The organism is Acinetobacter sp. Marseille-Q1623, from assembly GCF_902809895.1.
Lineage (GTDB): Bacteria > Pseudomonadota > Gammaproteobacteria > Pseudomonadales > Moraxellaceae > Acinetobacter > Acinetobacter piscicola_A.
Window position 1 is genome coordinate 1,562,548 of the sequence record NZ_CADDWG010000001.1, and the last position, 21,399, is coordinate 1,583,946.

The 21,399-nt window shown below is 38.8% G+C and carries 16 protein-coding genes, 2 tRNA genes and 1 pseudogene; 13 read left to right on the forward strand and 6 right to left on the reverse strand.

What is annotated here, in order from left to right; genetic code table 11:
• Positions 1 to 164 precede the first annotated feature (164 nt).
• The 3 genes from nirD to HUV91_RS07450 form a co-directional block, all read right to left on the reverse strand.
• Positions 165 to 1,787: a nitrite reductase small subunit NirD gene (gene nirD / locus HUV91_RS07440; RefSeq protein ID WP_130072835.1), complete on the reverse strand. Its 1,623-nt coding sequence runs from the start codon at positions 1,785 to 1,787 to the stop codon at positions 165 to 167.
• Between the two features lie 102 nt (positions 1,788 to 1,889).
• On the reverse strand, positions 1,890 to 4,436 hold the full coding sequence (gene nirB / locus HUV91_RS07445) for a nitrite reductase large subunit NirB (protein ID WP_217431192.1): 2,547 nt from the start codon (positions 4,434 to 4,436) through the stop codon (positions 1,890 to 1,892).
• 37 nt (positions 4,437 to 4,473) lie between these two features.
• Positions 4,474 to 5,859 (reverse strand): MFS transporter, encoded by a 1,386-nt coding sequence (locus HUV91_RS07450; RefSeq protein WP_174493010.1) that lies wholly within the window; start codon positions 5,857 to 5,859, stop codon positions 4,474 to 4,476.
• 402 nt (positions 5,860 to 6,261) lie between these two features.
• On the opposite strand from HUV91_RS07450, the gene HUV91_RS07455 reads away from it, so the two are divergent.
• The 6 genes from HUV91_RS07455 to HUV91_RS16540 all read left to right on the forward strand — a co-directional run bounded on the left by HUV91_RS07455 (position 6,262) and on the right by HUV91_RS16540 (position 9,569).
• Positions 6,262 to 6,855 (forward strand): ANTAR domain-containing response regulator, encoded by a 594-nt coding sequence (locus HUV91_RS07455; protein WP_174493011.1) that lies wholly within the window; start codon positions 6,262 to 6,264, stop codon positions 6,853 to 6,855.
• Positions 6,852 to 7,835, forward strand: a complete 984-nt coding sequence (locus HUV91_RS07460) for an ABC transporter substrate-binding protein (RefSeq protein WP_174493012.1) — start codon at positions 6,852 to 6,854, stop codon at positions 7,833 to 7,835. Before HUV91_RS07455 ends, HUV91_RS07460 begins: the two co-directional genes overlap by 4 nt.
• Before the next feature lie 185 nt (positions 7,836 to 8,020).
• A tRNA-Asn gene (locus HUV91_RS07465) sits at positions 8,021 to 8,096 on the forward strand.
• Positions 8,097 to 8,101: 5 nt separating this feature from the next.
• Positions 8,102 to 8,177: transfer RNA gene (locus HUV91_RS07470), tRNA-Asn, on the forward strand.
• Positions 8,178 to 8,359: 182 nt separating this feature from the next.
• Positions 8,360 to 8,935 carry a hypothetical protein gene (locus HUV91_RS07475; RefSeq protein WP_174493013.1) on the forward strand — a complete coding sequence of 192 codons (576 nt, stop codon included), beginning with the start codon at positions 8,360 to 8,362 and terminating at the stop codon, positions 8,933 to 8,935.
• A gap of 325 nt (positions 8,936 to 9,260) precedes the next feature.
• A complete protein-coding gene (locus tag HUV91_RS16540; protein WP_194088752.1) occupies positions 9,261 to 9,569 on the forward strand; it encodes a hypothetical protein in 309 nt (102 codons plus the stop codon).
• Positions 9,570 to 9,659: 90 nt separating this feature from the next.
• Here HUV91_RS16540 and mnmG read toward each other — a convergent pair whose 3' ends face one another.
• Positions 9,660 to 11,540, reverse strand: coding sequence for a tRNA uridine-5-carboxymethylaminomethyl(34) synthesis enzyme MnmG (gene mnmG, locus HUV91_RS07485; protein WP_174493015.1), 1,881 nt, complete (start codon positions 11,538 to 11,540; stop codon positions 9,660 to 9,662).
• 252 nt (positions 11,541 to 11,792) lie between these two features.
• Here mnmG and HUV91_RS16740 point away from each other — a divergent pair.
• From HUV91_RS16740 to purD, 7 genes and pseudogenes are all read left to right on the forward strand, one after another.
• Positions 11,793 to 12,026, forward strand: a pseudogene (locus HUV91_RS16740) (hypothetical protein); the annotation flags it as partial.
• 419 nt (positions 12,027 to 12,445) lie between these two features.
• Entirely contained in the window at positions 12,446 to 13,339 is an 894-nt protein-coding gene (locus tag HUV91_RS07495; RefSeq protein ID WP_174493016.1) for a bile acid:sodium symporter family protein, read from the forward strand.
• Between the two features lie 114 nt (positions 13,340 to 13,453).
• Entirely contained in the window at positions 13,454 to 14,356 is a 903-nt protein-coding gene (gene prmA, locus HUV91_RS07500) for a 50S ribosomal protein L11 methyltransferase (protein WP_174493017.1), read from the forward strand.
• 20 nt (positions 14,357 to 14,376) lie between these two features.
• On the forward strand, positions 14,377 to 15,252 hold the full coding sequence (locus tag HUV91_RS07505; protein ID WP_130072846.1) for a DUF3426 domain-containing protein: 876 nt from the start codon (positions 14,377 to 14,379) through the stop codon (positions 15,250 to 15,252).
• Positions 15,253 to 15,626: 374 nt separating this feature from the next.
• Positions 15,627 to 15,896 (forward strand): DNA-binding transcriptional regulator Fis, encoded by a 270-nt coding sequence (gene fis / locus HUV91_RS07510; RefSeq protein ID WP_001086304.1) that lies wholly within the window; start codon positions 15,627 to 15,629, stop codon positions 15,894 to 15,896.
• Positions 15,897 to 15,991: 95 nt separating this feature from the next.
• Positions 15,992 to 17,566, forward strand: a complete 1,575-nt coding sequence (gene purH / locus HUV91_RS07515; RefSeq protein WP_174493018.1) for a bifunctional phosphoribosylaminoimidazolecarboxamide formyltransferase/IMP cyclohydrolase — start codon at positions 15,992 to 15,994, stop codon at positions 17,564 to 17,566.
• 129 nt (positions 17,567 to 17,695) lie between these two features.
• A complete protein-coding gene (gene purD / locus HUV91_RS07520; RefSeq protein WP_174493019.1) occupies positions 17,696 to 18,979 on the forward strand; it encodes a phosphoribosylamine--glycine ligase in 1,284 nt (427 codons plus the stop codon).
• A gap of 358 nt (positions 18,980 to 19,337) precedes the next feature.
• On the opposite strand, the gene HUV91_RS07525 is transcribed toward purD, so the two are convergent.
• The gene (locus HUV91_RS07525) at positions 19,338 to 20,261 is read right to left on the reverse strand and encodes a hypothetical protein (protein ID WP_174493020.1); all 924 of its coding nucleotides are present in this window, start codon (positions 20,259 to 20,261) and stop codon (positions 19,338 to 19,340) included.
• Positions 20,262 to 20,278: 17 nt separating this feature from the next.
• Positions 20,279 to 21,394, reverse strand: a complete 1,116-nt coding sequence (locus tag HUV91_RS07530; RefSeq protein ID WP_174493021.1) for a toxic anion resistance protein — start codon at positions 21,392 to 21,394, stop codon at positions 20,279 to 20,281.
• Positions 21,395 to 21,399: the final 5 nt, after the last annotated feature.

Here is a 21,399-nt window from a genome sequence, read left to right on the forward strand (position 1 = left end):
CCTGATAATGCTTTTATTCCCCTCCTTTCAGGAGGAGTTAGGGGTGGTTTATATTAGAAATCCCCACCATCCCAACCTCCTTCTCCCTAAGCCATATACGGCGTAAGAGAAGGCACTTGAATACCTAAATTTCACAATTTAAAAAAGGAATTAGGGAGACTAATTCACCCTGCTTTCTTCAAAGCAAAATCCTTACCAAACAGCAATTTATTTCGAATAGAAGAAATAGAAGTTTGATCCGAGATCAATTCAGCATACCAAGTCCCATCTTCGGTATCACCAAACAAGACAGCACCAATAACTTTATCTTTTTGAATAATAATACGTTTATAGATTTGACGTTTCTCATCATTCAATACGATGTCTTCAAATTCCTCATCAGCATTCTTATCAAGATCAATTCGACCTGCGGAGAACACATCACAGCCACTCACTTTGAGCTGCGTCGGCACTGTTGGTGCTTTAAAAGTTAAACTGCCATGTTCAGCCAAATGTGATGCACAAATAAATGCTTGACCCCACAAAGGTTCAACCAAACCAAAGGTTTGATTACGATGCTCAATACATTCACCAACCGCATAAATACTTGGGTCATAAGTCTGCATCGTATCATTCACCAACACACCACGATTACAACGTAAGCCTGCACTTTGTGCCAGTGCCATATTCGGACGGATACCGACTGCAAAAACCACTAAATCAGCATCTAAAATTGTGCCATCTTTTAAGCGTACATGTGTGACATGACCATTTTCACCCAAAAGGGCTTCTGTATTGGCTTCAGTGATGATGCGAATACCTTTTTGCTCAATACTATGACGTAACATTTGGCTCGCTTTACTATCCAATTGGCGTTCCATAATGCGATCCATTAAATGTAAAACAGTCACATTCATGCCACGTTGTTTTAAACCATAAGCTGCTTCGAGCCCGAGTAGACCGCCACCAATCACCACTGCATTTTTCTTAGATTTGCAGTAGTCGAGCATGGTATTGACATCGTAAATGTCACGGAAGCTTAATACACCATCAAGTTCTGCACCGTGTACAGGCGGCACAAATGGCTTAGAACCTGTAGCCAAAATCAAACGGTCATAATCAACCATTAAACCTTTTTCGGTATAAACTTGTTTACGTGGACGATCAATCCGTACCGCAGGATCGCCTGCAATAAAGCGAATATTTTTATCGCTATACCATGCGTGCGGATGCAGCATAATATCATCAATGGTTTTATCTCCCGATAACACAGGTGATAGCATGATACGGTTATAGTTCCCCCATGGCTCTTCACCAATGACGGTAATTTCATAACGATCAGGTGCCATGTCAAGCAAGTCTTCAAGGCAACGCATACCTGCTAGACCATTACCGATCAGCACCAACTTCATTTTTTCTTGAGACGTACCATTATTGGTAATATAGGTTTTTTGTGGTGTCGGGCTAATCATCACTCGACCATTTTCAATTTTGCTAGGAAATACTAAAAGTTTTTGATCTTTATCTTCCAAGCAACGCCCTGTTGCCAAACTAAAATGTTGTTTATAAATCGGAGAAGCAACCACACGTTCACCTTGTAAATCACCAATAATGCCACGTGACATCACAAAGGCTTTGCTAAACGGATCTTGGTTGCTGAGTGCGTATACTCGCTTTTCTGAACCTACACGGAAAATTGCAATTTGTTGGTCATCAATTAACGCACCCACACCTGTATTCGGCGTAATATCATCCAATGCACATACATCTAACCAATTCAATTCATTCATATCTTTAAATACTGTCATCATCTTATCCTTGTTCTTTAACTTCATTTTTTCTGCATCTTCATCTTTTCTCTTCAGAAAATGCAGCGCTATACTTAAAAGAAGTTTTCTGACCTAAATTCGTTAAGCTTCAACTACAGGGATACGACTCGCATCACGTTCTGCTTCTGTCTTTGGACGAATTTGTCCACGTACTTCAGCAAATTGCACATGTGGATCTTGTTGTTGTTCAGCTTTAGCATTGATAAAGGTGACAAAGCGTTTACGCACTTCAGGATCTTCCACCGCTGTACGCCATTCATCTTGATAGGTACCTACCACATGGCTCATACGGCGTTCAAGTTCTTCTGCAAGCCCTAAAGAATCATTCACCACCACATCTTTGAGATAATCCAATCCCCCTTCCATGTTGTCACGCCATACTGAGGTACGTTGTAGACGATCTGCCGTTTGGATGTAGAACATAAAGAAACGATCGATATATTTGATTAAGGTTTGTGTATCTAAGTCGGAAGCAAGTAATTCAGCATGGCGCGGTTTCATACCACCATTACCACAAACATATAAATTCCAACCCTTTTCAGTTGCAATCACACCAACATCTTTACTTTGCGCTTCAGCACATTCACGAGTACAGCCTGACACTGCCATTTTGAGTTTATGTGGAGAACGTAAGCCTTTATAACGATTTTCAAGGAAAATGGCTAAACCGACTGAATCGTCTACGCCATAACGACACCATGTACTGCCTACGCAGGATTTCACAGTACGCAATGACTTACCGTAAGCATGTCCTGACTCAAAACCTGCATTGATCAGTTTTTCCCAGATTTCAGGCAGTTGATGCAGTTGTGCACCAAACATATCAACACGTTGACCACCTGTCAGTTTGGTATACAAACCATATTCTTTGGCAATTTGACCGACAGCAATGAGTCCATCTGGCGTGACTTCACCGCCTGCCATACGTGGCACGACTGAATAAGTCCCATCTTTTTGAATATTGCCAAGATAATAATCGTTACTGTCTTGCAAACCTGCATGACTTGGTTTAAGCACGAAGTCGTTCCAACAAGAAGCAAGAATATTTGCCACAGTCGGCTTACAAATATCACAACCTAGACCATGTCCATGTTGTTGAATTAAATCATCAAAGGTTTTGATTTCATTGACACGAACCAAGTGATACAACTCTTGACGAGAGTAGGCAAAGTGCTCACAAAGATGGTTATTGACGGTCACACCTTGGCGTTGTAATTCTGATTTTAAAACTTGAGTAACGAGCGGTGCACAACCTCCACATGCTGTTGCAGCTTTGGTACATTTTTTCAAAGCACCCAATGAAGTCGAACCTTCTTGAATTGCGGAGCAAATATCAGCTTTAGAGACGTTATTACATGAGCAAATCGTTGCACTATCAGGCAGTAGGTCTACACCACTTCCGCCTGTTTTTGCACCTGATTGAGCATAGCCTGGCATGATGAGGCTTTCAGGATTTTCAGGAATCTCTAAACCATTGAGCATCATTTGTAGCAAGTCATTGTACTCTTTAGCACAACCGACCAGTACCGCACCTAAAAGTTTGGTTTTCTCAGCATTGACCACAATCTTTTTATAGATCATGGCATCTTCATCAGCAAAGAAATAGCTCAAAGAATTTGGGGTCATCGCATGCGCATCCCCCACAGAAGCAACATCGACTCCCATAAGTTTGAGTTTGGTGCTCATGTCCGCACCTGCGAACTCAGTACTGGTTTGTTCGAGTACGTGTTTCGCTGCAATACGCGCCATGTCATAGCCCGGTGCAACCAAACCATAAATTTTATTTTGCCACAGCGCACATTCACCAATGGCATAGATATCAGGGTTAGAAGTTTGGCAATAATCATTGATCACGATCCCGCCACGCTCACCAATGGCTAAACCGCTTTGACGTGCGAGTTCATCACGAGGACGAATGCCTGCTGAAAACAAAATAATGTCGGTTTCAAGCTCAGAACCATCACTAAATTTCATCACATGAGTTGTATTTACACCATCTTCAATGGATGAAGTCGCTTTTTGGGTATGAACTTTTACCCCTAAGTTTTCAATTTTTGAACGTAAAACTTTACCGCCTAAATCATCGATTTGAACCGCCATCAAACGTGGCGCAAATTCAACCACATGCGTTTCTAAGTCTAAGTCTCGAAGTGCTTTAGCAGCCTCCAAACCCAATAAACCACCACCAATCACCACACCTGATTTTGCATTCAAGCTTGCAGCTCGAATCGCATCAAGATCTTCAATGGTACGATAAACAAAGCAATTTTGACGATCATTACCTGGAATCGGTGGAACGAATGCATAAGAACCTGTAGCGAGAATCAATTTGTCATAACTGATGACATCACCATGATTAGTCGTTACCAATTTATTTACAGTATCAATTTCTGTTGCTTTTGTGCTTAAACGGAGATCGATACCATAAGCATCGGCAAAATCTGCACGGCATAAAGTTAGGTCTTTTGCCGATTTACCAGTGAAATATTCAGTTAAATGAACGCGATCATAAGCTAAACGTGGTTCTTCTGCCAAAATCGTGATTTCAACTTCATCACCTGCATGCTCTAACACAGATTCAATAAATTTGTGCCCTACCATTCCATGACCAATCATGACTAATTTCATTTCAATTCTCCTCAATTCTTATGCTTATACGTGGCTTTTAAGCTGCGCTATTTTGTTTAACTGTTGCCGCTGAAGCTTGCTCCATACGGTTGCGTTCCAAGACAGCTTCTTCAAATAACTTTTGCTCTTTTTCTTTATGTTCAACTGAGAATCGAATCATCAATACAAAGCTTGCTGCAATGACTACTAATCCACCCAAAATCATCAGTGTAATTTGAATATCCAACATACCTTTGAGTAAAAAACCTGCTGCGACTGCACCAACGTTACCACCTGCACCAATAATCCCTGCCACGCCACCTAAGGCATCACGGTCAATGAAAGGAACTAGGGCATAAGTTGCACCACATGCCATGTGTGTGAATAGTGCGAATACCGTCATTGCTAGGATGGCAAACATTGGGACATTCATTTGTGAGAAGACGATCAGGAATAAACCTTCCATGAGAATCATCACAAAGAGAACTTTAGTACGACCATCTAAGCCTTTTTTAGTCGCTACTTTGTCTGAAACAATTCCACCCAATGCACGAGCAAACAATGCCAATAAACCGAAGATCCCTGCTGCCATGCCCGCTTCTTTTAAACCAAAGTTGAAATGGTCTACGTAGTACATCGCAATGATGTTATGGATGAAAATTTCGATGCCGAAACATGCCGCATATGCACCAAATAAAATCCAAACGCGGTAGTTTTTTGCGGCATGCATTAAAATTGCGATACCACCTTTTTTGTCACTTCCTACTTGAACGCCTTCGGCACGTAATGCTTTAAAATCACCTTGTGGACAGTCTTGGGTAAATTTCCAATACATCGCACCGACGATTAACATCATCACACCAGGAACGATCAGCGCAATTCTCCAACCTAAAGCTTTTTCAATCCCAAACATCACTAAAGCAGAAAGTAATAACGGCATAAGCGCTTGAGTTGCACCACCACCCGCATTCCCCCAACCTGCAGTCGTTGCATTGGCTGTACCTACGACATTTGGTGCAAACATGATACTGGTGTGATATTGGGTGATGACAAAACTCGCGCCGATCGCACCAATCAATAAGCGGAAGAATAAGAATGATTCATAACTATTCGCAGATGCCACACCAAATACTGGGATACTGCCGAGAATCAATAAAGCGGTATAGGTTTTGCGTGGGCCGTATTTATCACACAATGGCCCAACGATAAGACGAACCACGATTGTGATTGCAACTGCTGCAATATTAATATTGGCAATTTGATCTTTAGTCAGATGAAATTCACCAGCAATGACTGGCATTAAAGGTGCACAAGCAAACCATGCAAAGAAACAGACAAAAAATGCGAGCCAACTCATGTGGAAGGCTCTCATCGCTGCGCTGCTAAAACTAAAAAGATTGATTTTTGTTGCTTTTTTAGCATCCAAATTTATATTTGAAGACATAACCATCCCCTTCCAGAACTGAACGTATAGGTTTATCTGCTGTGCAACTATTGCACTTCAGATTCGATCAGAGCGGACGTCGTTGGCCGTCTTACAAATTTTTCATCGAGTCTTCTTTGACTCAGTTAGGATTATGCAACTGGTGTGCCAACTTTTTAAGTTAGAACATATATTATTATTTTTAAATGAATTTATTTTTTAAAATATAATTCTAATCCACAAATAAGTATATTTTAGATTCATGGTTGAGCAAGTTTGTTATGCTTTACTGTGCGATCAATCAGCGCAATTTGCATCATTAAAGTGCATTCATCGCAAAGCTAAATCCAATTCAAGCAATATATGCTCTTTTTGGTATAGAAATTGCTTATTAAATAATAACTTTCAGGCTTCCTGATACGCATGTCAAAACTTAAAATTGCTTTGATTGATGATGATTCTGATCGAGCAGAATTTGTCAAAAAAACCCTTATCGAACATCAGTTTGAGGTCGTTGCATGCCTTATGACCGATCAACTCGATCTCTTTTATCTACAACAAATTCATGCCGATGTCATTCTTTTGGACATGGATCATCCACATCGGGATATTATTGAAAGCTGCGTTAGTCAATTTGACTTACCCACTGTGCTTTTCACTAAAAATGGGCATAAAGAAACCATCAAAAGTGCGATTGAAGCTGGAATTACTGCTTATATCGTAGATGGAATACAACCTGCGAAATTAGACAGTATTTTACAAATAGCAATTGAACAATATAAAAAGCATAAAAAGTTAACCAATGACTTAAAAGAAGCTAAAACTAAATTAGCAGACCGTAAAGACATCGACAAAGCCAAGGTCTTGCTTATGAATTTACACCAAATCAATGAAGAAAATGCCTTTGCATTACTGCGTAAAAATGCGATGAGTCATCGTATAACCATCGGTGAAATGGCACGTAGGCTCATTGATGCACAAGCACTGCTCCAAGGACATACAAAGGATGAATTATGAAAGCATTAGAACAAACAGAGATTCAACTGGGTTATGTACCACTTTTGGATTGTATTGCACTGTTATGGGCACAACATCAAGGCTACTTTATTGAACAAGGCTTAAACGTAAGCTTAGTCAAAGAAGCATCATGGGCAAGTTTACGTGATCGCTTAGCTTTTGGTTTTTTAGATGCGGCGCACTGTTTATCCGCGATGCTACCTGCCGCAGCATTGGGTGATGATCAACTTGGCATTCCGCTACAAACACCTTTGGTACTCAGTACCAATAAAGCGTTTATCAGTTTAAGTCAGCAGTTATGCCATGAACTGAATATTGGCTTACATGATTGTGTCGAGCAAACTGCGACAAAAGTCGTCGATGCATTTAAAAATGGACAAACCTTACAACTGGCACATGTTTTTAAACATTCGATCCATCACTATAGTTTACGAGAATGGTTAGCACTGGTAGATCATGAGGTCGCAGCACAATATCCTTTTTGTACCCTACCACCACCGTATATGGTTGAGGCTATCTCTAAACAAATGATTGATGGTTTTTGTGTTGGGGAACCGTGGAATACTCAAGCTGAATTAGAAGGCTATAGTCAAATTATTGCCAGTAGCCAAGAGATTATTCCAAGTGTTGCAGACAAAGTATTGGCCGTCACTGCAGCTTGGGCTGAACAACATCCTCAAAGTTTAGCTGCATTAAAAGCAGCTATTGTTCAGGCACAAAATCATTTAAGAGATTTAGAGGATTTTAGTGAAGTATGGCAACTGTTAAAAGACTATCAGGTTGTTCGTTTTAATTGCTCAACACATGTACATGTGAAAGCATGTTATAAAATTCAAAATATTATTCAAAATCTTGTACCTATTGAAGTTAACCCACAACAGGTAGATTTTGAGTGGCTCGTGACTCAAAATTGTAAGTGGCAGCAACTCGACATCAGTCAAACACTTCAACAAGAAATAGCAAGGCAGTGCATTTTGTAATCGGCATTGATGGAAATATGCTGAAAAGCCATACATCAAAAGCAGATAAAATATTTTTTTCTGCTTAAAAAATAGCATGATAAGCATTTTTTTGTTCAAAATGCATATTTATAAAGCAAACGATTCATTTCTGTGTATTCTCTTGTTGACGAGTTGCTATTTCATCCCTAAAATGCGCATCAGATTCTCCAATAGCTCAGTCGGTAGAGCGACGGACTGTTAATCCGCAGGTCCCTGGTTCGAGCCCAGGTTGGAGAGCCATCTATTCTTCCATAGCTCAGTCGGTAGAGCGACGGACTGTTAATCCGCAGGTCCCTGGTTCGAGCCCAGGTGGAAGAGCCAAGATTTTAAAAAGCCCATGCATTGCGACATGGGCTTTTTTATTTTACGATTCAGACTCAATACAATATTTTATTCAATCAAATATGTCTGAAAATTCTCATATTTTTTATTTTAAGCAAAATAAACGCCATAAATTTACACTTCCCATCCTGCTTTTAATTTTTATCCTTGCAACATTGATAATGATGGTTAATGCAATTGCACATCACAGTATTATTTATACAGCACTTGCACTATTTTTTGGCTATCTTATTTATCTGTGTAGTTTTGCAACCTATCGCTTATTTAAAATTGGGCATCCACATTTAAAAATTACAGCAGAGGGTCTGTTTCACGAGGGTATTTGGAAAAAATCGGAATATGTGAAATTTATTGATATTGAAACTTCAGATTTAAAAATACATTCCGTTTATGGCAATACGATGTGTGACTTACAATTAAATGCTTGGAATGTTCAAAAACAGCAAAAAACGGGCTATGGTGATTATAAAGAAGTTTTACGTATTCGTATTTTCCCAGAATGTTATCACTTCATCGATCTTGATTTTGCCACATGGATTACTTTATTCAAACGCATGAATATCCAACAACGTAATGAACTCATTCAACAATGGAATTTAGGGATCAAGCCTGAACTCACTCAATATTTCACTGAAAAAGAGCGGCAATATTATTTAGAAAATAATGTAATTTTAATTGGTAACAACATTCGTTTGGCATTTCAACATGATGCAGAACAACGGCAAAATAAGATTTAAATCTTGATTAAAATCTTATTTTATAAAAGCTGAGTCAAAAATAATCATGATGTCTACATCCCCTACATTAAAATTCAGTTCTCGCCTAAGTCTTATCATTTTCAGTTTTATTATCACTTATGTTTTTGCCTGTCTATTTTATTTTTTAAATCTTGAATTTCAGTTACATCACCCCCTACTCGCATTTGGCTGTGCATTCATCAGTCTTTTATTCATTCTCATCTCACTCTATTATTTTGTATTTCTCATCCGCTTTGGAAAGCCTTTTTTAAGAATTTCTAAGCAACGACTTGAAATTCAAACATTATTTAAGTCTTTCAATATTGTGCTTGAAGATATTGAACAAACCAATATCAGTGTAGAAAATCTTAATTTCTTCCAAGCAACGGTCATCTTGCACCTTGATCAGAAATCAACACATCAACATCATGTAATTCCGCTATTCTTTTTACCCAAACACCTCCATTTTGAAATCATCACGTTATTATCTTTAATCTATTATCTTCCTGAGTCTAAAAGAGAGATATTTATTCAATCTTATCAAAAAGATATCAATATTGATTTCAAAGAGTATTTAAACATTGAACAAACTTTTGAGTTAGATCTATTGGGCTATTTACTGATTTCAAAATAGCCCTACGATGCCATACTGGATAAAAATTAAGTTTAGCAACTGTAAGTATAAAAAAACCCGCATCTAGCGGGTTTTTTTTCAGCTGAAAAATTATGCAGACTTTTTCGCCGCATTATTTTTACGAATCGTAATCATTACCAACTGAACTGCCGCAGGTGTTACACCTGGAATACGACTTGCTTGAGCTAAAGTTTCAGGACGTACATCTTTCAACTTCAAGGTAATTTCACGAGAAAGACCAGAAACTACATCATAATCAAAATCAGCAGGTATACGCGTGTCTTCTAAACGCTTCATCTGCGCAACATCTTCTTGCTGACGGTTGATATAACCGGCATATTTCACCGCAATTTCAATTTGCTCACCGACAAATGCAGTCACTTCTGAACCCGTGATTTCAGCAATTTGTGAGAAATTGATATTTGGACGTTTCAGCAAATCAATCGCATTGGTTTCTTTAGACAAGTCATCCCCTGTCAAATCAACGAATTTCTTACCCAATGCATTATTTGGTGCAGCCCAAAGATGCTGTAAACGCGCTTTTTCAGTTTCTACCGCTTCCATTTTGTCACAGTAGTTTGCCCAACGTGCATCATCCACCAAGCCCATTTCACGACCAATTGGTGTTAAACGTTGATCCGCATTGTCTTCACGCAGCATCAAACGATATTCCGCACGTGAAGTAAACATACGGTACGGTTCTTTTGTACCAAGTGTAATTAAATCATCCACCAGTACGCCCATATACGCTTCATCACGTTTCGGCGTCCATTGCTCTTGATCCCAAGCACGGCGTGCAGCATTTAAACCAGCCAATAAACCTTGTGCGCCTGCTTCTTCATAACCTGTTGTACCGTTAATTTGACCAGCGAAGTACAAGTTATTGATCGCTTTGGTTTCTAAAGAAAACTTCAACGCTTGCGGATTAAAATAGTCATATTCAATCGCATAACCCGGACGAAGAATGTGTGCATTTTCCATACCACGAATCGAACGAACCAATTCAAACTGAACATCGAAAGGAAGTGATGTAGAAATACCATTTGGATATAATTCGTGTGTATCCAAACCTTCGGGCTCTAAGAACACTTGATGCGAGTTTTTATCTGCAAATTTATTGATTTTATCTTCAATGGATGGGCAATAACGAGGCCCAACACCTTCAATCACACCTGTATACATTGGTGAACGATCTAGACCACCACGAATAATGTCATGCGTACGTTCATTAGTATGAGTAATATAACAATTGACTTGCTCAGGGTGCATCGACACATCCCCCATAAATGACATGGTTGGCGATGGGAAATCGCCTGGTTGTGGTGTCATGACAGAGAAGTCAACTGAACGCGCATCGATACGTGGCGGTGTACCTGTTTTTAAACGACCTACAGGTAGTTTTAATTCACGTAAACGCGCTGCTAAAGAAATCGAAGGAGGATCACCTGCACGACCACCTGAAGCATTATTTAACCCCACGTGAATCACACCACCTAAGAATGTGCCTGTGGTCAACACAACCGTTTTCGCATCAAAGCGAATTCCCATTTGTGTGACTACACCTTTTACGGTATCGCCTTCAACAATTAAATCATCCGCTGCTTGTTGGAAAATGTCCAAATTTGCTTGGTTTTCTAAAGTATGACGAATTGCAGCTTTATAACGGATACGATCCGCTTGCGCACGTGTCGCACGTACTGCTGCACCTTTACGTGAATTTAAAATACGGAATTGAATACCGCCTTTATCGGCAGCCAATGCCATTGCACCACCTAAGGCATCAATTTCACGTACAAGGTGAGATTTACCAATACCACCAATGGCTGGGTTACAGCTCATCTGTCCTAAAGTCTCAATGTTATGAGTAAGGAGTAAAGTCTGTCGACCCATACGTGCCGCAGCAAGTGCTGCTTCCGTACCTGCGTGACCGCCGCCGATAACAATGACATCGTAAACTTTAGGATAATGCATAGTGATAATTGAGAGAAAATAAAATGACGTAAAATTATAGCAAATTTTTAACTTTAGTATGAGGATGATTTACAATTTTTATTTTCCTTCGTGGTTTCATACTATTAACACACCGTCACATTCTGTAGCAGTTCACTCTCATAAATCAAATATAACTTGCTTAAAAAATTTCCTAGTATGAATAACGAACGTAGAGATCAGGGTTATTTTTCCCTCATTATTATTTGATTGAATAAATAAAGGATGCATGTCATGAAAAATACAATCTCAAAGGTACTTTCTCTTTCACTTATGTGTTTTGTAGGTACAAGCTTTGCCCATGCAGCAGATGAAAACTCAAGCAAAGCGGAAGTTAACAAGCAAATTCAAGTTTGTAAAAATAAAAAGCAAGGAGATTGGGTTGTTTATGCCAATAAAGGTGTAACTTATAACGGTAGTTGTGAACCCAATGAAAATGGTAAATTGCAATTTACTTTCCCTGCACCAGCAGGTGGTGCAACAGCAGCTGTTCAAGCTCAACCTACAACAATTGAAAATACACCAGCTGTAGCTGTAGAAAGTACATCTGCGGTTCAATCAGAAGCTCCTGCTACTGATGCAACGCAACAAGCAAGTCCTGAAGCAGTAACACCAGCTACTGATGCAACACAACAAGCCAATCCCGAAGCTGCTGTAGATGCACCTGATGTAGCACAATAATGCCTTTAAATGAATAAGCTTTATTATTTTCAGCTTGAAAATATAACTCAAAAGGCGATCAATTTTTATTGATCGCCTTTTGCTTTAATCAAAATGTCCAATACGATCAAATAATTCTTAATTTATTCTAAATTTCTATTCCACTTTTCCATAAATCGTTTAGGCTAAAACTTAGCACGATTTAAAACAACAAAAAGGAAAAGTATATGGATTCAGGGATTATCACCATGATGCTACCTCTTGCTCTTGCCATTATTATGATTGGCTTAGGGCTTGAGCTTACTCTAAAAGATTTTGCACGAGTCACTCAACATCCGAAAGCTGTGGTCATCGCTTTATTTTGTCAACTCGTACTCCTCGTCGGTATTGCTTTTATTCTATGTAAAATCCTCGCTTTACCGCCCTTACTTGCTGTCGGTTTAATGCTGCTCGCTGCTTCACCTGGTGGAAGTACAGCAAACTTATTTAGCTATTTATTTAAAGGTGATATTGCGCTAAATATCACGCTGACCGCGATCAACTCAGTAATCGCCGCGCTAACCCTACCTTTCATTGTTAATTTTTCGATTCAATATTTTATGAACGATGCTCAGCAAATCAGCATGCAATTCAGTAAAATAGTGCAAGTTTTTGCCATTATTCTCATTCCTGTTGCTATAGGAATGACCATTCGACGTTATGCACCTCATTTTAGTGAAAAACTAAATAAGCCTTTACGCATTTTTTCAGTTGTATTTTTAGTTTTGATTATTATTGGTGCCATTGCCAAAGAGCGTGCGCACATTGTGGAATATATCGCTCAAGTGGGAATTGCAACGATTATTTTTTGTATTTGTAGCCTGTTAATTGGTTATTTTGTCCCACGTTTTTTAGGAATTAGTAGTGCTCAAGCACGCGCTTGCGCCTTTGAAATTGGCATTCATAACAGTACTTTAGCCATGACCATCGCATTGACTGTTATAAATAACACGACCGTTGCTATGCCAGCAGCGGTCTATTCTATTTTTATGTATTTTTTCGCAGCTATTTTTGGCATGCTCATTTCACGTTTGGCAGACCATCAATCTGTTTCGACCTCTGCTTCTCTATCAAACACTTAATATCAGATCCTATGTTTAAAATGGACGTTCAACGTCCATTTTTTAATTTGATACAGCACAAGTGCATGGTTTCCGCTACAATACTGCTTTTAAGAAAAGTATTAGGTCTTTGCCGTGAAGTGGTTACAAATTCATATTACAGTTGAGCAAGCTCAAGTTGATTTTACAGAAACATTATTAAGTTCACTTGGCGCTGTAAGCGTTACCCTTGACGATGCTGAAAACCAAGACTTACTTGAACCACTACCAGGTGAAACACCACTTTGGAATAAAGTGATTGTCACTGGCATTTATGCGCAAGAAGATAATGAAGAAATTGATGTCGCCGCTTTAGAAACCTTTATTCGTACACAACTACCAACAGAACCGATGCGTAGTGAATTCTTAGAAGATCAAGAATGGGAACGCACATGGATGGATGCCTACGAACCCATTCAAATTGCTGAAAAATACTGGATCGTACCCGAATGGATGGAAGCGCCTGAGGCTGATGCAGTTAATATTAAACTTGATCCAGGTTTGGCTTTTGGTACAGGTAACCATGCTTCTACGTTCTTATGCTTACAATGGTTAGGCAAAACTGATGTGAAAGATAAGATCGTCATTGATTATGGTTGTGGTTCAGGCATTTTAGGTGTTGCGGCACTTTTGCTTGGCGCAAAAAAAGTGTATGCAACCGATATTGACCCACAAGCTGTTTTAGCCACACAACAAAATGCTGAGTTAAATGGTGTATTGGAAAATCTGTATGTCGGTTTGCCTGAAGAATTCAATCAAGTATTGGCGGGACAACAAGCAGATGTTTTTGTTGCTAACATTTTAGCAGGTCCACTCATGATGCTTGCGAAAGAATTTTCAACTTTAATTAAACCTGAGGGTGAATTTGCACTTGCAGGTGTCATTGAAGAACAAGTAGAGGATGTTTCTCAAGTATATGCTGAGTTTTTTGATATATTAAACGTTGAAAAACGTGATGAAAATTGGTGCCGTATTTCAGGAAAACGCCATCAAGCATAAATCCATACATTGATAAACTTATGAGTGACAAACAAACCCGCTGCCCCCAGTGCTTAACTTTATATCGAGTCTCTGTGATGCAACTGACTGTTGCAGGCGGCGAGGTTTGTTGTGCGAAATGCTCAACTCAATTTAATGCACTACTTCATTTAAATGAGATCAGCTCTACTGAAAATGACATCACTGCACTTAATTCTGTCACCCAACCTATTTTTAGCCAATTTCCAACAGGCGATGCTACAACGTTCGAACTTGAGAAAAACAATATTACTGATTTTTTTAATCGTAAAATTCAAAACTCAAATATTGATTTAAGAACTTATCTCAATAGCCTCAAAGTTGTACAAGATGATGGTTTTAATGCCTTTCCATCCTTACATTTGGCGACTCATCATAATCATAAAGCACATGCACAAATTCAAAAAACTCGCTTTTATTACATCATATGGACATTGATCAATATTGCTTTGGTTTCTATTTTAAGTTTTCAAATTTTATGGTTTAACCCCAATCTACTAGACCGCTATCCTATTTTAAATACAATTTTTACTCAGACCTGCTCAGTATTACGCTGTGAAACCATTGATCAACGTTATAAAAAAATTTTAGTCAACAACCTACAAGTTAAAGCTACGCTAAATAATGAAACCGAGTTTTCAGGTCAGTTGATCAATCAATTTTCCAAAAGCTTAGAATTACCCTTAATTAAAGTGTCTCTATATAATAAGGAAGGCAAACTCTTTAAAACATTTATTATATCTTCTGATGAATATCTTGTAGAAAGTTTATCTCGGATTCGACGCATTCCACAAAATAGCCCTTATAGCTTTAATTTTAAGTTACCAATTCAGAAAAAAAAGATTGACAGTTGGAAATTAGAAATAATTCACCCTTAATATTGAAAAAAACTATAAAAAAATTAAAAAAAATGTAGTTTTCTTGCTCACTTTTTCTTAGACAATGGTATCATACGCGCCACGAAAGCTTTGTACCGCAAACTCCTCGCAATTTTTCACAATAAATATAGTCTTGACCATGTGCTTAATCTCTCATTTTGCGCATCAGGGATTGTTTTTGTTTTAAAGTGATCAGTAACAAATATTAATTTATTGTTACGCTTATTTTTCACTCAATTGCATTAGGTTGTGGCAAGCTAATTGTTCTTGTTTTAGAGCCCACCGTTTTAGGATCTAAAACGGAGCTCGATATTTTTTAGACCACATTTATATTACTTTACCCAAGTAGTATCTGAATTTTCGGATTAACTCGCATGAATAGCAAATCTCCTATTTTTACTGCACAATCTGATGTCGCTTTACGTATTCACGTAGATCGCGCAGTTCGCCACTATTTTGCACAATTGCAAGGTGAGCAACCATCTCAAGTGTATGACATGGTGCTAGCAGAAATGGAGAAACCTCTTTTATCTGTTGTTTTAGAATATACGCGTGGGAATCAGACTCGCGCTGCTGAAATTCTCGGACTGAACCGTGGTACTTTACGTAAAAAGTTAAAAGCTCACGGTTTAATGAGTGAATAAATGATAAAATGCTCACGGCTTGCGTGGGCATTTTTTTTACCTACGTTTTGCCTATTTGTTTAAATCTCTAGACTTAAGAACTGTTGACGAAGATCATGACTATTAAACGCGCTTTAATCTCTGTTTCAGATAAAACTGGAATCGTTGAATTTGCCCAAAACCTTGCTGCTCTTGGGGTAGAAATTTTATCTACTGGTGGTACATATAAGTTGCTTAAAGACAACGATGTTGCCGTAGTTGAAGTTTCAGAGCACACTGGTTTTCCAGAAATGATGGACGGTCGTGTTAAAACGCTACATCCGAAAATTCATGGCGGTATTTTGGCTCGCCGTGGTCTAGACGAAGCTGTCATGGCTGAACACAATATCGACGCGATCGATTTAGTTGTGGTTAACCTTTATCCATTTGCGGCAACTGTTGCAAAACCAAACTGTTCACTTGCAGATGCAATTGAAAATATCGACATTGGTGGTCCAACCATGGTTCGTGCTGCTGCGAAAAACCATGCTTCTGTAGGTATTGTGGTGAATGCTGCTGACTATGCAACTGTAATTGCAGAACTTAAAGCGGATGGTGCATTGTCTCATGCAACTCGTTTTGACCTTGCTGTTAAAGCATTTGAACATACTGCACAATACGACGGCATGATTGCATCTTACTTAGGTGCTCGCGTAGGTGTCGAGGCAGGTAAAGCAGATAAATTTGCCCGTACTTTCAATACGCAATTGAACAAAGTTCAAGATTTACGTTACGGTGAAAACCCGCATCAATCTGCTGCTTTTTATGTAGAAGCAACTGCGACTGAAGCATCTGTTTCTACAGCGAAACAGTTACAAGGTAAAGAACTATCTTATAACAACATTGCAGATACTGATGCAGCACTTGAATGTGTTAAATCATTTGCGAAACCTGCTTGTGTCATTGTAAAACATGCAAACCCTTGTGGTGTTGCTGTTTCTCTTGACGGCATCCAAGCAGCTTATGATCTTGCTTATGCAACTGACCCAGAATCAGCTTTCGGTGGCATCATTGCATTCAACCGTGAATTAGACGTTGCAACTGCTCAAGCTATTGTTGACCGCCAATTCGTCGAAGTGATCATTGCACCAAGTATTGCTGATGGCGTACTTGAAGTGACTAGCGTGAAGAAAAATGTACGTGTACTTGTATGTGGCGAACTTCCTGCAATTGATGCGCGTCAAGCTCAACTTGACTACAAACGTGTAAATGGCGGTTTATTGGTTCAAGACCAAGACTTAGGCATGATCACCAAAGATGACTTAAAAGTTGTGACAAAACGTGCACCAACTGAACAAGAAATCGATGACATGATCTTCGCTTGGAAAGTTGCGAAATATGTGAAATCGAATGCGATTGTTTATGCGAAGAACCGTCAAACCATTGGTGTAGGCGCAGGTCAAATGAGCCGCGTTAACTCTGCGCGTATTGCTGCAATCAAAGCTGAACATGCTGGCTTAGTGGTTGAAGGTGCAGTCATGGCATCTGATGCATTCTTCCCATTCCGTGATGGTATTGATAACGCTGCGAAAGCAGGTATTAAATGCATTATCCAACCGGGTGGTTCTATGCGTGATGAAGAAACGATTGCTGCTGCTGATGAAGCAGGTATTGCAATGGTGTTCACAGGCATGCGTCATTTCCGCCACTAATTACTAGACATTACATTGTAATGACAACGTCATTCATTGTTGTAGATACAGATTAATAATCTTGCATAAAGTCCTCTCCTTTTAAGGCTGAGGACTTTATGTCATTTTCGATTCATGGAGTATGAACCGATGAATATTTTAGTTTTGGGTAATGGCGGTCGTGAACATGCGCTTGCATGGAAAATCGCACAAGATGAAAAAGTCGCTAAAGTTTTTGTTGCACCGGGTAATGCAGGTACAGCAACTGAAAATAAATGCGAAAATGTTGCCTTAAATATTTTAGATAACGCTGCAATTATAGACTTTGCAAAAAACAATGCAGTTGATTTAATTGTGGTGGGTCCAGAAGCGCCACTTGTCAATGGTGTAGTCGATGCTTGCCGTGAAGCTGGTGTAAAAATTTGGGGTCCAACTCAATTTGCAGCGCAATTAGAAGGCTCTAAAGCATTTGCGAAACACTTCTTAAAACGTCATAACATCCCAACGGCTTTTTATGATGTATTTACAGAAGTCGATGCAGCAAAAGCATTTGTTGAAAAAAATGGTGCACCAATTGTAATCAAGGCGGATGGTCTTGCTGCAGGTAAAGGCGTAATCGTTGCCATGACCAACAAGGAAGCATTTGATGCGATTGATGACATGCTTGCAGGCAACAAATTTGGTGATGCAGGTTCTCGCGTAGTCATCGAAGAATTCTTGGCAGGTGAAGAAGCCTCTTTCATTTGTATGATTGATGGCGACAACATTCTGCCAATGGCAACTTCACAAGATCACAAACGTATTTTTGAAGGCGACCAAGGTCCAAACACGGGTGGTATGGGTGCTTACTCACCTGCGCCTGTTGTAACGGCTGATGTGTTTGAAAAAACCATGAATGAAGTGATGCGTCCTACCGTTGAAGGTATGAAAAAAGACGGTCACGTGTATACAGGTTTCTTATATGCAGGCTTGATGATTGATGAACAAGGTCAACCTAAAGTGATCGAGTTTAACTGTCGTTTTGGTGACCCTGAGACTCAACCTATTATGATGCGTTTAAAATCGTCTTTAGTTGATTTGGTTGAAGCGGGTATTGCGGGTAACTTACCTGCTGAAGCTGAATGGGACGAACGTAAAACTGTTGGTATAGTTTTAGCATCTAAAGGCTACCCTGAAACTTCGAGCAATGGCGATGTGATTTCTGGTTTAGACACAGTAATGACCGATGCCAAAGTATTTCACGCAGGTACTAAAGCGCTTGAGAATGGTGATATTGTAACGGCTGGTGGTCGTGTACTTTGCGTGACTGCTTTAGGTCATACCATTGGTGAAGCACAAGCAAAAGCTTTAGAACTTTGTGAAAAAGTGACGTTTGATGGTGTTCAATACCGTAAAGATATTGGTTACCGTGCCATTGCACGTGAAAATGCATAAGTCATTTTCAATGTAAATAAAAAACCTGCTGAGGCGGGTTTTTTATTTATCTAAATTCCATTCAATTACTTTTTAATACTTTAAACAATAATATAATCAGATAGATCAAAGCAAAAATGATCAATAACGTCATGATACTTATCGTTAAAATATATGCTGTTGACCCTACCTCAACAACATGACTGTTTTTTTAATCCACAATAATGATAAATTGCACAATCCCAAATTTTATAAAATACAAAGAAAAACAATGACACTCAGTATTTGATAATAAACATTATTTTGCATCTATATCGCACAATGCGATTTATTAAAAATCTATGTTCTGTATAAGCTGAGATCTTCTATTATCAAAACACTAGTCCAAATGAATTTGTCGTTGAATCCGGATAACACGTTGCTTAAATCGTTGTGTCAAAGCATATAAAACAATACTCAGCATAAGAAATAAGGTCAAAATTCCCAATAAAACCTTTTGAATCAGTGCTGACCACGACTGTGCATTTTCAATACGAGGCTGTAATTTTTCAGTACTGGCTGTCACTGCTTTTGCATAAACAGCATGTTGCATCGCCCACAGCTGCTCAGGTTTAAAGCCATATTCAAGAAAATGTGGATCGGTGCGTTCAGTCTGAACCAATTGTGTAACATATGCCGTAGCTGTATCTCGATCCTGTGGCTTATGCAATAACGCAGCCTGTCCTAATAGATAGGCTTGTACAGGTTTTGCAGTTTCAGAGTGTTGCAAATACTGAAAAATATGACTTTGTTGAATATTACGATCATAATGCACAAGTTCTTCATAAGCGGACTGTTCATTGTCTTGCCAATCATATTGTAAATACGTTAGCCCTGACCACAACACCACAAAAGCAATGATCCAAGCCACAAATTTAAGTACAAAAGACTGAAAACGCACCAAGAAAAAACGAAATTTCTTTAAAAAACCGACAATGAAAAATGCGCCAATAAATGACACAACAACTTTAAGTAACAACCAACCAAACCATGAAAATAAATTCATCAAATAATTTGGATGCTCAACATAGGCCTGTAAATTTTGGTCTACACTCAACGGAATATGCAGTTGAGCAATATTTTGTGTCAAACCTAAAAAATGAAAAACCACATCCTGCTGAATAAACAAGCTTAAACCCGTTGCGATAAACACTACACAGCTCAACACAGTCAATGCAGTCAATTTACCTTGGCGCTGTTTTAAACGGGCTAAGCCTGTGTTTAAATCTGCTGACTGTACAGGATAATCTTCTTTAAGTGACAATATGTTCTCCTAAAAGCTTAAGAAGAATGCGTATTTTCCAAAACCAATTGTTTCAAATTACTTTGCAAGGCACGAATCCGCTCAGAAGCTTCCTCACGTTTTTGCACCCCCTCTTTCTGGATTTGAATCACATCATTTACAGTTTTAATGAGGGTATTTTGCACATGTTCAAGGGTTTCAATATCAATCACTGAACGCTGATTGGCTTTGGCAGTATCTACTGAATTTTGATGTAATAAGTCAGCATTGCGCTTTAATAAATCATTGGTTGCATCATCGATGGTATTTGCGAGCTGTACACTATTACGCTGTTCATGCAATGAAATAGCCAAACTAATTTGATTTTTCCACGCAGGTAAAGTGATGTTTTTAATCGCATAAAACTTATCAACCAACATCATATTGTTGGATTGGATAATACGAATCATCGGTAAAGTTTGCATTGCAGACTGCTGTAGAACTTGCAAATCACTCACTCGTTTTTCCAAATTATTGGCTAAATGATTTAAATCATAAATTCGCTGATGCGTCTGTTGATCTTGTTCTTGTGTGGTCAGTGTTGAAATTTCTTGCTGTAACTCTTGTTGTTTGAGTTTGCCTGCCGCAACATAAATACCTAATTGTTTATATTCCTCTTGTACCGCAGCAAACATTTTGTCTAAAGTGCTGACCCGCGCTTTTAAACCATTTTGTGATGTTTCAATTTCTTTAACTAAACTTTCAATCTGCTCTTTGGTTGAATTAAAATGCTGATCAAAACTTTGCTTAGCCCCTTTAAATTTACTTAAAATGCCACCAAAAAAGCCTGAACTTTTTGACTGATTTAAAATACTTGAGGTATTTAACTGTTGGGCAACTTGTACGACCTGATTGAGTTTTTGTCCTGTGGCATCGAGGTCTTTATTTTTGACCAAATCTAACAATTCATCCGTATAAGATGAGGTTTTAGTTGCAATATTTTTACCATATTCAGCCACTGCATGATGGTCAATATTAAGCAACTCTTTTTGTGCATTGAGCACTTCATGATAGTCATCAGCATTTAAACCAATCTCTTTAAGGCTGAGCTGCTCAAAACGTTGTTGTAAGTCTGCCGAAGATTCAACCAAGACATTTTTATCTAATTCTGTCATCACAC